The 14,198-nt window shown below is 32.4% G+C and carries 12 protein-coding genes and 1 riboswitch; of the genes, 2 read left to right on the forward strand and 10 right to left on the reverse strand.

Translation table 11 applies throughout. From position 1 onward, the window contains the following. The 3 genes from der to cmk all read right to left on the reverse strand — a co-directional run bounded on the left by der (position 1) and on the right by cmk (position 3,851). A complete protein-coding gene (gene der, locus HS848_RS04790; RefSeq protein ID WP_107508357.1) occupies positions 1-1,311 on the reverse strand; it encodes a ribosome biogenesis GTPase Der in 1,311 nt (436 codons plus the stop codon). Positions 1,312-1,709: 398 nt separating this feature from the next. Then, positions 1,710-2,888: a 30S ribosomal protein S1 gene (gene rpsA, locus HS848_RS04795; protein WP_107508358.1), complete on the reverse strand. Its 1,179-nt coding sequence runs from the start codon at positions 2,886-2,888 to the stop codon at positions 1,710-1,712. A gap of 306 nt (positions 2,889-3,194) precedes the next feature. Continuing rightward, positions 3,195-3,851, reverse strand: coding sequence for a (d)CMP kinase (cmk, locus tag HS848_RS04800; protein ID WP_107508359.1), 657 nt, complete (start codon positions 3,849-3,851; stop codon positions 3,195-3,197). Positions 3,852-3,928: 77 nt separating this feature from the next. On the opposite strand from cmk, the gene HS848_RS04805 reads away from it, so the two are divergent. Then, positions 3,929-4,903, forward strand: coding sequence for an asparaginase (locus HS848_RS04805; protein ID WP_198611443.1), 975 nt, complete (start codon positions 3,929-3,931; stop codon positions 4,901-4,903). A gap of 100 nt (positions 4,904-5,003) precedes the next feature. Here HS848_RS04805 and ypdA read toward each other — a convergent pair whose 3' ends face one another. The 4 genes from ypdA to HS848_RS04825 form a co-directional block, all read right to left on the reverse strand. After that, the gene (ypdA, locus tag HS848_RS04810; RefSeq protein WP_107508361.1) at positions 5,004-5,990 is read right to left on the reverse strand and encodes a bacillithiol disulfide reductase YpdA; all 987 of its coding nucleotides are present in this window, start codon (positions 5,988-5,990) and stop codon (positions 5,004-5,006) included. A 204-nt stretch (positions 5,991-6,194) separates the two neighbouring features. Further along, positions 6,195-7,757 (reverse strand): elastin-binding protein EbpS, encoded by a 1,563-nt coding sequence (ebpS, locus tag HS848_RS04815; protein ID WP_198611444.1) that lies wholly within the window; start codon positions 7,755-7,757, stop codon positions 6,195-6,197. Between the two features lie 144 nt (positions 7,758-7,901). Continuing rightward, on the reverse strand, positions 7,902-9,284 hold the full coding sequence (locus HS848_RS04820) for a RecQ family ATP-dependent DNA helicase (RefSeq protein ID WP_198611445.1): 1,383 nt from the start codon (positions 9,282-9,284) through the stop codon (positions 7,902-7,904). After that, on the reverse strand, positions 9,277-10,230 hold the full coding sequence (locus tag HS848_RS04825) for a helix-turn-helix domain-containing protein (protein ID WP_198611446.1): 954 nt from the start codon (positions 10,228-10,230) through the stop codon (positions 9,277-9,279). Before HS848_RS04825 ends, HS848_RS04820 begins: the two co-directional genes overlap by 8 nt. Positions 10,231-10,338: 108 nt before the next feature. Between HS848_RS04825 and HS848_RS04830 the strand changes: the two genes are divergently transcribed. Then, on the forward strand, positions 10,339-10,587 hold the full coding sequence (locus HS848_RS04830) for a ferredoxin (RefSeq protein WP_103167061.1): 249 nt from the start codon (positions 10,339-10,341) through the stop codon (positions 10,585-10,587). A 155-nt stretch (positions 10,588-10,742) separates the two neighbouring features. On the opposite strand, the gene HS848_RS04835 is transcribed toward HS848_RS04830, so the two are convergent. The 3 genes from HS848_RS04835 to HS848_RS04845 form a co-directional block, all read right to left on the reverse strand. Further along, the gene (locus HS848_RS04835; RefSeq protein WP_107508365.1) at positions 10,743-11,288 is read right to left on the reverse strand and encodes an ECF transporter S component; all 546 of its coding nucleotides are present in this window, start codon (positions 11,286-11,288) and stop codon (positions 10,743-10,745) included. Positions 11,289-11,350: 62 nt separating this feature from the next. Continuing rightward, positions 11,351-11,478: riboswitch (FMN riboswitch) on the reverse strand. A gap of 136 nt (positions 11,479-11,614) precedes the next feature. Further along, positions 11,615-13,378 carry an ATP-binding protein gene (locus HS848_RS04840; protein ID WP_198611447.1) on the reverse strand — a complete coding sequence of 588 codons (1,764 nt, stop codon included), beginning with the start codon at positions 13,376-13,378 and terminating at the stop codon, positions 11,615-11,617. Continuing rightward, positions 13,359-14,084, reverse strand: a complete 726-nt coding sequence (locus HS848_RS04845; protein ID WP_198611448.1) for a response regulator — start codon at positions 14,082-14,084, stop codon at positions 13,359-13,361. The genes HS848_RS04840 and HS848_RS04845 overlap by 20 nt, the downstream gene beginning before the upstream one ends. Positions 14,085-14,198 lie beyond the last annotated feature (114 nt).

A 14,198-nucleotide genomic window follows, 5' to 3' on the forward strand; every position in this document is an offset into this window, starting at 1 on the left:
TTAGTTTCTTCTTCTTGGAATGATATGAATCGGCGTGCCTTCAAATCCAAAAGCGTGTCTAATTTGATTTTCAAGATAGCGTTTGTAAGAGAAGTGCATTAATTCAACATCATTTACGAATACAACAAATGTAGGAGGTTCTATTGCTACTTGTGTAGTGTAGAAAACATTTAAACGACGCCCTTTATCTGTTGGAGTAGGATTCATAGAAATCGCATCAGTTACCACTTCGTTTAATGTAGAACTTTTCACGCGTTTTTTGTGATTTTGACTCGCTTCGTTTATATAAGGGAATAGCGTACGAAGACGTGTTCTTGTTTTTGCTGAAACAAACGCAATTTGCGCATAATCTAAAAATTGGAATTGATTTCGTACGTCGTCTGCAAATTTTTTCATTGTATTACTATCTTTATCTACTGTATCCCATTTATTCACTACAATAACAATTGCTTTACCTTCTTCATGTGCATAACCAGCCACACGTTTATCTTGTTCTATAATACCTTCTTCGGCATCAATGACAATTAATACTACGTTAGACCGTTCAATTGCTTTTAATGCACGTAGTACTGAATACTTTTCGGTCGATTCATATACTTTACCTTTTTTTCGCATTCCAGCAGTATCGATTAATACATAATCTTGTCCGTCATAACTATATTCAGTATCGACAGCATCTCTAGTAGTTCCGGCAACGTTAGATACGATGACACGTTCTTCACCTAAGATGGCGTTAACTAAACTTGATTTCCCTACATTTGGTCGTCCAATTATAGATAATTGTATCGTATTTTCATCGTATGGGTCTTCAGTTTCTTCTTTAAAATGTTGAACAACTGCGTCTAATAAATCTCCTAGCCCTAGACCATGTGAACCAGATATAGGATATGGATCGCCAAATCCAAGTGAGTAGAAATCAAATATATCACTCTTCATTTCAGGGTTATCGACTTTGTTAACAGCTAAGACAACAGGTTTTTTAGATTTATATAACATTTGAGCAACTATTTCATCGCTTTGTGTTAAACCTTCACGTACATTAACCATGAAGATAATAACGTCTGCTTCATCGATGGCAATTTCTGCTTGTGCTCTAATTTGTGTTTGAAAAGGAGCATCTCCAATTTCTATACCACCAGTATCAATAATGTTGAATTCATGTGTTAACCATTCGCCTGATGAATATATACGGTCACGTGTTACACCAGGAGTATCTTCAACGATTGATACACGTTCACCTACTACTCTATTAAATATTGTAGATTTCCCTACATTAGGTCTGCCTACAATAGCTACAATAGGTTTAGTCATAAGTTAACTTCCTCTCTTTCTAAAATCTCTATAATTTTATCATATGCGTTTATGTTTTAAAACTAAGTATATAAGTATGACTTGAGCATTACCAATTGAATACAATATGTATAAAGAAAATAAGAGCAGGATAGAAATCAAATTTAACTAGTATGATTTCACACTCCCGCTCGGTTTAATTAACTAGAAAAGATTAAGAAATTAGTAATTTATGCTCTGGAAAACCGTTAAATGATGTCTCTAAAGCAAGATTCTCGACAGATATCGTTATGATTCTACTCAAATTCTAAACATTCTTGTTCTAATCTTCTCTAATCAACATGAACCAAATAAATGAGCCTAGAACATTTCACTATAAATGCCCTAGGCTCTAATCTTAAAAGTTATATTGCAATTAATTAAAATTTTAAGTTTTTAAATTTATCGCCAAATACGTCTCCTAAAGTAGGATTATCTTCGTTAGAATCATTATTTAGATAAGAACGAGTTGTCGCATCTGTACTTTCAATTAGGTCACCTTTAGGTAACGTAGCTTTAATAGATAATGAAATACGTTCATTTTCTTCATCAATTCCTAAAATTTTAACATTAACTTGTTGGCCTGGTTCTAATTTTTCGCCAGGAGTACCAATGTGTTCATGTGCGATTTCAGAAATATGAACTAAACCTTGAACACCAGGTGCGATTTCCACGAAAGCACCAAAATTAGCTAAACGCATAACTTTACCTTCGATAACATCGTCTTCATGGAAACGACCTTTAATGCTTTCAAACGGTGTAGGAAGCGTATCTTTAATAGATAGTGAAATACGTTCTGCATCTTTTTCAACTGATTTGATTTTTACATCTACTTCTTGACCTACAGAAACTACGTTTTCTGGAGAGTCAACATGTTCGTGAGAAAGTTCAGACACGTGTACTAAACCATCAACGCCTCCGATATCAACGAAAGCACCAAAGTTTGTTAAGCGTGCTACTTTACCTTTAATTACATCACCAACGTTAAGTGATTCTAATAATGATGATTTCTTAACATCATTTTCAGCTTGTTCTACAGCTTTACGGCTTAAAATGACTCTGTTATTTTCTGGATCTAATTCTTCAACTTTAATACGAATTGTTTGTCCATCGAATACAGAGAAATCTTCAATGAAATCAGTTGAAATTAGTGAAGCTGGTACGAAGCCACGTTGGCCAACGTCTACAACTAAGCCACCTTTAACAACTTCAGTAACTTTAGCTTCAATTACTTCTCCATTATCAAGTTTTTCTTGTAAATATTCATATGATTTTTCAGTCTCAAGTTGACGTTTAGATAAAATGTAAGCACCTGAGTCATTTTCTTCATCGATTTCGATTTTAGTCACATATGCTTCAATTTCGTCGCCTTCTTTTACAACTTCACTAGGATTTTCAATGTGATGCGTTGAAAGTTGGCTAATAGGAATTATCCCATTGAATTTACCACCATTAATGTGAACTACGACTTGTTTATCTTCAACTTGTTGAACTTCGCCAGTGACTTTGTCACCTTCTTTAATGTCGTTAATCATTGATTCATTGAATTCTTCAGTCATCTTGTTTCCCTCCTTATACACTACATAATAATAACATCTTATAAACTGACAGAATTGTCAAGACATTCCCCTTTAGCTTCATAAGTTTTGATGAAAGCTATCAATCGCTTTGTTTATTTAATATTGAGTAATTAATACTGCAATTTATAATTTCAATTTATATTGTGACTCGGGAATGCATATAAGATTTAGAAGTGACTATTTGTTTCTAACATCAATTATATCGAACAAAAATAGCTATTTAAAACAATTCGCACTTTAAATAAAATAAAACGCAAAATATTCTAAATAGCTTTAATGTAATTTCTAAAGATTTTTGACTAACGCCATAATTTCTTCTGTAACTTCTTCAATTGTTTTACTTGTTGTATCAATTGTTATAGCGTCTTCAGCTTTTCTTAAAGGAGAAATTTCTCGATTCATATCGTATTGATCACGATCTTCAATTTCTTTTTTTAATTGTGACAGTGTTGAAGGTATACCTCTTTTTTCGTTTTCCTTTTGGCGTCGTTCAGCTCTTTCTTCTACTGAAGCAATCATATAGATTTTTAAATCAGCATCAGGAAGTACTACCGTCCCTATGTCTCTGCCATCCATAACAATACCTTTTTTAGCGGCTAAGTCTTTTTGTTTTTCTACTGCAAATGTACGTACTGGTGCTTTTGAAGCTACGTAAGAAACATTTTGAGTGACATCATTTTCACGTAAAAAATCAGTTACATCTTCGTTGTCTAAGATGATACGTTGACCTTTTGAACTATCATAAGTTAATTCTAAAGTAGTTTGGTCAACAAGTTCTTGAAAATCTTCTGGACGGTTTTGTTGTAAATATTTATATGTTAATGCTCGATACATGGCCCCGGTATCTACATAAATCATTGATAGTTTACTAGCTACTTGTCGTGCTATAGTACTTTTTCCTGCAGCTGCAGGTCCGTCCAAAGCTATATTAATTGAATCCATAAAATTTATATCCTTCCTTGTTGTTTTATTTGTATTATTTTATCATAAATATGTAATTTAAAAATAGGAGGAATTTAATGAAGCGTCTTCTCGTTATACATACTGGTGGAACGATTAGTATGTCTCAAAATCAATTTAATCAAGTAGTAACAAATGAAGTTAATCCTATTTCTTTACATAAAGATGATATTAGACAATATGCAGAAGTAGATGAAATCCACCCTTTTAATGTTCCTTCTCCTCATATTACGCTACAACATGTTATTGAACTTAGGGACATTATTATGCAGTCGATTAGTACCGAAGAATACTCTGGTTTTGTGATTACACATGGTACAGATACTTTAGAAGAAACTGCTTACTTATTAGATTTATTATTAGATATTGAAGCGCCAATAGTCATTACTGGAGCTATGCGTTCCTCTAATGAAATTGGATCAGATGGTCTTTATAATTTTATTTCTGCCATACGTGTAGCTTCATCAGAGCAATCACGCAACAATGGAGTAATGGTTGTATTTAACGATGAAATACATACTGCAAGAAATGTAACTAAAACACACACTTCTAATATCAATACATTCCAAAGTCCCAACCAAGGCCCATTAGGTATTCTTACTAAAGATAAAGTGCAATTTTATAATCAACCCTATCACCAAAAATCATTTTCCAAAATAAGTAATGATTTGTACGTGCCATTACTTAAAGCATATGTAGGCATGCAAAGCGATGTTTTACATTTTTACGCTGAACAAGAAGTAGACGGTATAGTGATAGAGGCACTAGGACAAGGTAATTTGCCACCTAGTTGCTTAGATGGGATTGAGGCATGTTTAAATAAAGATATACCTATTGTGCTTGTCTCAAGGTCGTTTAATGGTATCGTTAGTCCAGTTTATGCGTATGAAGGCGGCGGCTACACGCTAGCAGAAAAAGGATTGATTTTTTCTAATGGTTTAAATGGTCCTAAAGCGCGTTTGAAATTATTAGTAGCTCTAAGTAACCATTTAGATACAAGTACATTAAAACAATATTTTGAAGAACAATTTTAAAAAATAAAGCGAGAACAATTGAGATTTAGATACCGTTTATCGGTTTCTAAGAGCACAAAATAAGTGTGGCTCAGTCTCAAGTATTCTCGCTTTTTTATATTTAACTTTCTAAAGGCGTTTGTTTTTTACTTAATATACTTTGAGTAATGATACCGCCATGGTACTTCCCATTTTCAATGAAAATACTGTTATTATCATTACCAGCAGCAATAACACCTGCGATATAGCAATTCTCTACATTTGTCTCAAATGTTTCTTTATTGTGGACGGGCGCAGTACCAAATTCATTAGTATTAATTTCAATACCAATAGATTTTAAGAAATCATAATCTGGATGATAACCTATCATCGCAAACACATGATCATTTGGAATTTCAATGACTTTGCCATTTTTTTCATAAAACACACTATTCTCAGTGATTTCGGTTACATTGGCATTAAATTCCATCGTAATCTTCTCGTGATTTACTAATGATTCAAAATTAGGTAAAATCCAAGGTTTGATAGCCGCAGAATAACGGTCACCTCTATATAACACAGTCACATTAGCGCCTGCTTTTTCTAATTCTAGTGCAGCATCTACTGCAGAGTTTTTACCACCGATAACGGTCACATTTTGATTGAAGTATGGATGAGCTTCTTTAAAATAGTGTTGTACTTTAGGTAATTCAGCCCCTTTAACTTCTAATGTATTATGTTGACCATAATAACCAGTCGCCACTGTTAAAAACTTACATTCGTATACATCTTTTGTAGTTGTAATCGTAAATTTATTATCAATTTTTTTAACAGTTAGTACTTCTTCAAAAGCATTCACATTTAAGTTGTGATGTTTTACAACTTCTCTGTAGTAAACGAGTGCCTGGTTACGGTGTGGCTTACTCTCCTCTACTATAAAAGGAATATCCCCTATACTTAACTTGTCACTTGAAGAAAAGAATGTTTGGTGTGTTGGATATTTATAAATCGCATCCACAACGTTTCCTTTTTCAATAACTAAAGTTTTAATCCCTTTTTTCTTTTGTTCAATTGCAGCACTTAAACCACATGGGCCTCCGCCGATAATTATACTTTCTATGGTTTGCATGTCATTGGCCTCCTTTAATCACCCATATATTATAGCAGTTCATACTTTAATTCTAAATAGAAATAACTTTTGAATTTCTAATTGAACATAAATTGATGAAAATATGGAGAGGAAAGTGCATATTAAATAAAAAAAGCGAGACATCGAAATCTAATTTAATTCTTAGATTTCAACGTCTCGCCTAGGCCAAAACTCAAATAATAATTATTGAGGAATAACTAATTTTTGACCATTAGTAATGTTATTACTTGATAAGCCATTAGCTTGTTTTAATTTATTGACGTTTTCAACAGTACCTTCACCATAGTATTGAATAGCAATTCTATATAAGTTTTCATTGCCAGAAACTACGTGAGTTTGTCCGCCTGATGAAGAGTTACTAGATTGGCTATTGTTATTATTATTGCTTTGTGTACTGTTATTATTAGTAGCTTGTGAATTAGCATTATTGTCGCTATTAGATCCATTAGATGAATCATTAGAACTGTTATCTGAATCATTAGCGTTACTATCTTCTGAAGAAGAACCAGAAGTTGTTGCTTTATCAGATGGATTAGAACTGTTGTCATCACTAGATTTATCTTTATCAGATGAGTTATTGTCGCTATCATCTTTTGAAGCTTTATCGCTAGATTTATCTTTATCGCTATCGCTAGATGCTTTATCTTTGCTGTCTTTATCATCAGATTTATTAGTAGTTTGTTCAGTTTTATTATCACTTTGTTTACTATCTTTATGGTCATTATTTAAATACATGCCTATGAAGATAGCTAATGCAGCTAAAATTAATAATAATGCTATAAGTGGTAGTAAAATACCCATTAAGCCACGTTTCTTTTTACCATTGTGTGCTTGGAATCCATCATTGTCATCATAACGATGATTATCACGGTGATCATCACGATAATCGTCTTTGTGGTTATCATGACGATGATTGTTGTCACGATGATTTAAATCATTGTCGTGAGAATGTTTATTTTTATGTTTAGCAGCGGCCGCGCCAGCAGCTCCAGCTCCAGCAACTCCTGCCCCAGCTACTGCGGCCTTTTTACCTTTACTTCCTTTTTTACGAGAATCACGTGAGTCATTTAAATCTTCATGACGCTCATCATTGTCTACATGATGTTTATCTTCATAACGTTGATCAACATCATCTTTAGTATTGTGACGAGAATTACGTGGAGTATTATCATCTAAACGATCATTTTTACGATGTTTACCTTTGTCTTTAGCTGCATATGAAGCACCAGCTGCACCAGTGGCGCCTGCGCCTCCAGCAATAGCAGCGTCTTTACCATCAACTAAACGGTCATCGTCATCATGTTTGTTGTGTCGTTTAGTATCATAGTCATCTCTTTTGGAAGCTTTAGCATCTTGATACTTTTCTTCATCTAAGTCACGAGTATCTTTTCTAGAAGGACGGCGATGTTCATCATTTCGAACGTCGTCTTCATTTAAGTTTGTTGAATTTCTTTCGTTTCGATTATTATGTAAATCATCAAATGATTCTTCATCATAACGATCATCTAATGAACCTTCATTTATATTTTCATTTTGTTGGTCATTAAATTTTTTATTACGATGAGTAGCTTGATTACGTCTTCTTTGACGTCTTTGTGAGTTTCTAGGTGGGAATTGCTGATCTGATTGATTGTCAACATTATCAACGTTATCATCAGAATGATTCGTCACTTGATCGACTTGGTCATCAGAATCTATCGATTGACGATTCTTTTCAAAGTCATCTTTAAAGTTGTTTTTAGACACGGTCAACATCCTTTCATATTGTTTATTTTAATAACACATACTTTATACCCTGATAAGTGTTAAATATGTATCATTTTTGATATTTCTTGTAAAACATTCAGTGATTTTATTATATCCTGTATAAAATATTTAAGTAAAGAAAAGCTATTCTACTTTAAACAAATTTTCTAGTTTTTCAGTATAAGTTAATTTGCGTTTTACTTTTTTTCTATTAAATTTCGATATATTGCTTAAGTTTGAATCTATATCACAGCAATTCTTCGGCTTATCTGGTATTTCACCGAAAAATTCTAAAAGATAGCTTCTTCTGCATTGATCTAAAGTTGTATAACCTAACATGCGTTGATAATTTCTTTTTTTACGTTGTAATGAATTAGCAAAAATAGTCTTAAGTTGTTGGGTAGTATAATTTAATGCTAAGACATCTAACATTTCTTGTTTGTTAGGTGGTAGAAATGCGCCTAATTGATATCCATCTATATCTTCTGGCATGATTGCGTCATTAAATAGTAAAGTCTCAAGAATGTAACTATCATCAGGTTGATATAAACTAATTGCTTGGCTTGGTTGACCATCTCTACCAGCCCTGCCTATTTCTTGTAGATAATTTGAAGGACTGGTTGCTAAGTGGTAATGAATAATTGTTCTAATATCTTTTTTATTCACCCCCATACCAAAAGCATTGGTTGCCACAATAATAGGTATAAAATTATTAAAGAATTGATACTGTACAGTGTGACGCTCTTGATAAGACAAGTCGCCATGATAAATGCCGGTTAAATAACCATGTTGATATATTAGTTTTGCAAGTTCTAAACATATTTTCTTAGATGACACGTAAATAATAGTAGGACCAGAATGCTCTATAAATTTGAGTAGCCATGATATTTTCCCTTCGTCGTTATCAAAGTTAATATGAGAAAATGATATATTATCACGATTCATAGTTGTCTTTATTATTTCCAATTTAGTAGACAAAATCATTTCTAAATCATTTGATAAATGTGGAGGTGCTGTTGCAGTAAGTGCCAAAATAGTTGCATTATTGAAGTGACGTGTAATTTGGCCAATTAAAGCATAGTGAGGTCTAAAATCATAACCCCATTCTGATAAGCAGTGGGCTTCATCTAAAACTATCAATCCAAACGATAAATGTTTTATTAATTTAAAGTTGTTAGGTTGTAAAATAAATTCTGGACTTAAATATATAAAACGACTTTGATTTAGCATATCAATATTTGCTTTCTTCTCATACTCATCCATGCCTGAGTGAATACATGAAATTAACTTCTCACCTTGTGATTTTAGTTGTGTAACTTGATCATCCATTAAAGAAATTAAAGGTGAAATAATTAATGTTGGTTGTTGTTTCATATAAGTTGGAAATTGATAACACAAACTTTTACCACTACCGGTTGGTAAAATACCTAGTGTATGTTGTTGATTTAGTACATTTTGAATAATTTCTTTCTGCCCAGGATTAAAGGTGTCATAGCCAAACCATTCTTTTAGCTTGTCTTCAAGCATAGATATCCCCTCTCTCTATACCTACAATTATTAATTTAATTTGAAAGTAAGATAATTCATTAAACGTTTCTTTAAATACTTTTAATTTTTCGCCTCTATAATCTAAATAAAATATTTCGAAATTTTTCACTACATCAAAAGGAATATAATGTTGATAATTTTGGTAATAACCCTTAATAAACAACTCTAAAACATGATCTTCTACTGTATTAAGTTTCACATCTTGGGTAACTGCTATTTCTTCCATCGATAAGCCTTGAGCTAATTGTTGATATGAAAGTGCAGTTTTATTTAATAAAGACGGCAATATAATTAATTTTGATAATAAAGGAAAATTCTCTTTAGATTCGATAGCAAACATCATATCTACCAAATTATTAAGTTCAAATACAAAAAGCTCTTTAATAGGCACACCTTCAATTAAACTGACCTGTTGTCTTGTGTACATTGATTCTTCATAACCTTGAAGATAATAATGTAAGTAGCAATGATGTTCATTATTTTGATCAATGATTGTAAAAAGACGTTTAATTTCATCTTGAAAATGAGTAAATAAATCATTTTGGATAATTTCTGCATAAAGTTGTTTTACTTTTTGTTGAACCATCATATGTTGAGAAACGGGAGTAAAGTCTAAATGGTCATTCAAGTAATGTGAAATGGACTGAGCTAACAACTGAATACCACTAAAAGTATTGATAAGACTATCATATGTATAGCGTGGGTGAATTTTAATTTTTATATTTTCATTTGTCTTTTCTGTAATAAATCGCTCAAAAGACGGATATTTTAATTTAGGAAAACTATGATATAATGATAAAAGTTGTTGAGAACAAGCATCAAAAAACGTTTGGTGCGTTTTTTTACCACTTAAAATATTATAGATACTTTTATCAGTTTTATATTTAAATGCATGCGTTGATGCATATGAAATGATTGAATGCATTTGTGAATCCTCACTTTATGAAACTGTAAAATAATAAATTAAATAATCGAAGACTTAGTTAACATTTGTTATACTAGTGTAACATTTTTATCAAAGGAGGCGAAGAAATTGGCGAAGTATACAATCGTTGATATGGATACATGCATAGCATGTGGTGCGTGTGGTGCTGCAGCGCCGGACATTTATGATTATGACGACGAAGGTATTGCTTTCGTAATCCTTGATGATAATCAAGGTACTGCTGAAGTACCTGAAGAATTATATGAAGATATGGAAGATGCTCTTGATGGTTGTCCAACAGATTCAATTAAGATTGAAGAAGAACCTTTTGATGGTGATGCATTAAAATTCGAATAAAATCTATAATTGAATTGTACCATATATATTTTGGAATTGGGATATAACCCAACAATAAAGGCTTAGAGATGATTGTTTTATAAATCGTCTCTAAGCCTTTTATAGTATCGACACTTTTTCAAGTTCGTTAAACTAGAATAGGTTTATATAATATTTTATTTGATAACTTTTCTTAAACGTTCATATAATAGTACAAATATGATTGAAATAACAATACCTTTAATAATATTAAATGGAATGATGCCAGATAAAATTATAATTTTTAGATTACCAACTACATCACCTAAATTAAAAATCATGCCATATAGAGGTAATAGTACAAAGTAATTAAGGATACTAAGTACGATTGTCATAACAACTGTACCAACTATTAAACCAATAATTAATGAACGATTAGAATTAGAACGTACACGTTTACTTACATAATAAGCTGAAAGTAGAAAACTTATGCCAGCTAAAAAGTTAGCCACAGGGCCAACTGGATCTCCCATATTAAATAAAAAGTTAAGAATATTTTTGATAAGCGCTACTATTACACCAGCCATTGGTCCTAATATAAATGTAGCTAGCAATGTAGGCACATCACTAAAATCAAGTGTTAAGTATGGCGGTAAAAATGGCAATGGAAATTTAATAAACGTTAGGATAAACGCGATTGCCCCCAACATACTTATAGTAATAAGACGTTTGTTTTGTTGCATATTAAATTTTCTCCTTCCATTCATCTTACATAGAATTGGAGATAATTTGCGCAACAAAAAACCTCCATCTCCTCCCATCCAGACTATACTGTCGGCTTCAGATTTACACTGAATCAGCCACTTCATAAGAAGCGGGTCGCAGGCTTAATTTACTGCCGGTTGGGACTTGCACCCTACCCCGAAGATGAATTGTATAATTATTTATTTAAATCTTACATGAAGCATATGAATTGTGCAATACTGTTGCTCAATTAAAAGAAGACCGTTTAAACCAATTAATTAAGTAATTAAAAAGTTTAAACGGTCTTATTATAATACAATAGGGTTTAAGATATTGTTTGTGGCTTAGGTAATCGAATAATAAATGTTGTGCCTTCATTAACTTCACTTTGAACAGAAATTGAACCACCATGTTCTTCGATTATCATTTTACAAATAAATAATCCTAAGCCTGTCCCCTGTTTACCTCTTGTTCTAGAAGCCTCTACTTTGTAGAAACGGTCAAATACAAGTTCTAGATGTTCTGGCGCTATACCACTACCAGTATCACTGATATATAATATTTGATCATCTTCAGTTGAAGATGTAGTGATATTAATTGAGTCCCCTGGTTTAGTATAGCGTGTCGCATTATCGATTAAGTTAGTGAGAACTTGGTCGATACGATCGGCGTCATAATACCAAAGTTCATTACCAACCTCTGGCGATAAATTTATATCCAATTCTAAATCCAATGCTTGTTGACGATATTTCATTTGTATTTTTGAAAGCAGTGTTTGAATTGGCTGAACTTCTTTGTTTACCGTCAAGCCTTCAGCATCCATGCGTGCCACATTTAATAATTCGTTTACTAATCGATTAAGACGCTTAGTTTCATCAAGAACAATGGATAATGAATCTCTTATTTCTTCTGGCTCTGTAACAATACCATCAACAATTGATTCGGTATAGCCTTGTAATAATGAAATTGGTGTACGTAGTTCATGTGATACATTAGCTATGAAATCTTTCTTCATTTGGTCAAGATTATGTTCATTTGTCATATCCCTGATAATCACTACAATGCCACTACGCCCGTCTTGTTGAATTCGCTCGATATAACTCATAATAAATACATAGTATTTAGAGTTAAATTCATATTCATTAAATTCTGTACCTTTAGATTTAAAGGTCTTTTCAATTTGTCTTTCGATTTCTTGGTAAGTATTATTATCAATTGTAGGAATGATATCATCAGCCATTTTATTAGATAAAATGATCTCTCTATTATCATTTAGACCTAAAACGCCTTCCACCATTGAATTAATCAAACTATCTCGAATATTTTTTTGTGTTGATAATGCTTCAATGTTTTCCTGGATTTCATGGCTCATATGGTTGAAGGTATGAGAAAGTTCTCCGATTTCGTCTTTTGTAGAGACCGTCGTTTTTTGAGAATAATCTCCCTTTGATACATTAATAGCTTGTGATCTTAACTCTCTCAATGGTTTAGTTATACGATTTGATAAAAAGAACGCAAATATAGTTGAGATAGCTAAGAAAATGATTGCGGTAATTAAGATAATAATTGTTATCGCATTATTAGTATCTTCTATAGATTTTAAATCTTGGAAAATAAATACAGCACTATATTTAGAATTAGCGTTATCTTGTGCTTGCATTGGATAACCTAATAAAATGTATGAATGTGAATTTCCGTTTTCTCTAATAGTTACATTCTGGGTTGCTGATTTGCCCTGTGAAAATACTTGCTTAAAGTGACCATTATTATGTATTTCTTGGAGCATTTTATTTTTAGTCTCACTGTTTGAATGATCAGCCTTCGTATCTTTGTTAGTCATTATAATGACGCCACCTGAACCATCAATCAGTTGTTGACTATGTTTAATAGCAAGAGATTTATTATCAGCTTTCTCGACGAGATGACTAATCCTTGACGCATCTTCTCGAATTGAATTTTCAGTTTGTTGAGTATAGTAATATTGAATAAAGGTGATTAAAGCAGCGCTTAATAAAATTAAAACTGTCGTTACTATAAATAAAATAGTTAACCACAGTTTTATGACGACACTATTTAGTCGGTTCTTCACTAGATTTTACCTCGAATTTGTAACCAACGCCCCACACTGTTTGAATCATATGAGCTGCGTCAGCAGAAACGCGATTTAATTTTTCTCTTAAACGCTTAACGTGGGTATCCACGGTTCTTAAATCACCATAAAATTCATAATGCCATACTTCTTTAAGCAGCTGTTCACGATCAAATACTTTATTTGGTGTTTTAGCTAAATAGATAAGTAGTTCATATTCTTTAGGTGTTAAGTTAACTTGTTGATTATCCGCTAAGACACGATGTGCATCGTTATCAATAAGTAAGTGATTAAATTCAATAACGTCTCTTGCATGAGGTTCACTTTGTTCTGGTTGGGATGATTGAGTTCTACGTAATAAAGCTTTAACTCTAAGGACCACTTCTCTAGGTGAAAATGGTTTGACAATATAATCATCAGCACCAGATTCAAATCCTTCAACTCTATTCATTTCCTCGCCTTTTGCAGTAAGCATAATAATTGGAGTGTTCTTATGCTCACGCAATTTAGATGCCATTTCAATTCCATCCATTTCAGGAAGCATTAAATCTAAAAGAATGCACGCATAGTCATTTTCAATGGCAAGATCATAAGCTTCTTTACCGTCACTTGCTTCATGAATAGTAAACGATTCTCTTTCTAAGTATAGTTTTAATAATCTTCTAATTCTATCTTCATCGTCTACAATTAATATTTCTTTCGTCATTTTGCTTTTTACCTCCTACACATGCTCTTTACTCCATTTATTATAGCATATAGAACTAGTGAAAGCTTTATCTAAAGATATACTTTGTGAAAAAATTAGCAAGCGTAATTGCTA

Source organism: Staphylococcus caledonicus (genome assembly GCF_016238465.1).
Classification (GTDB): Bacteria; Bacillota; Bacilli; order Staphylococcales; family Staphylococcaceae; genus Staphylococcus; species Staphylococcus caledonicus.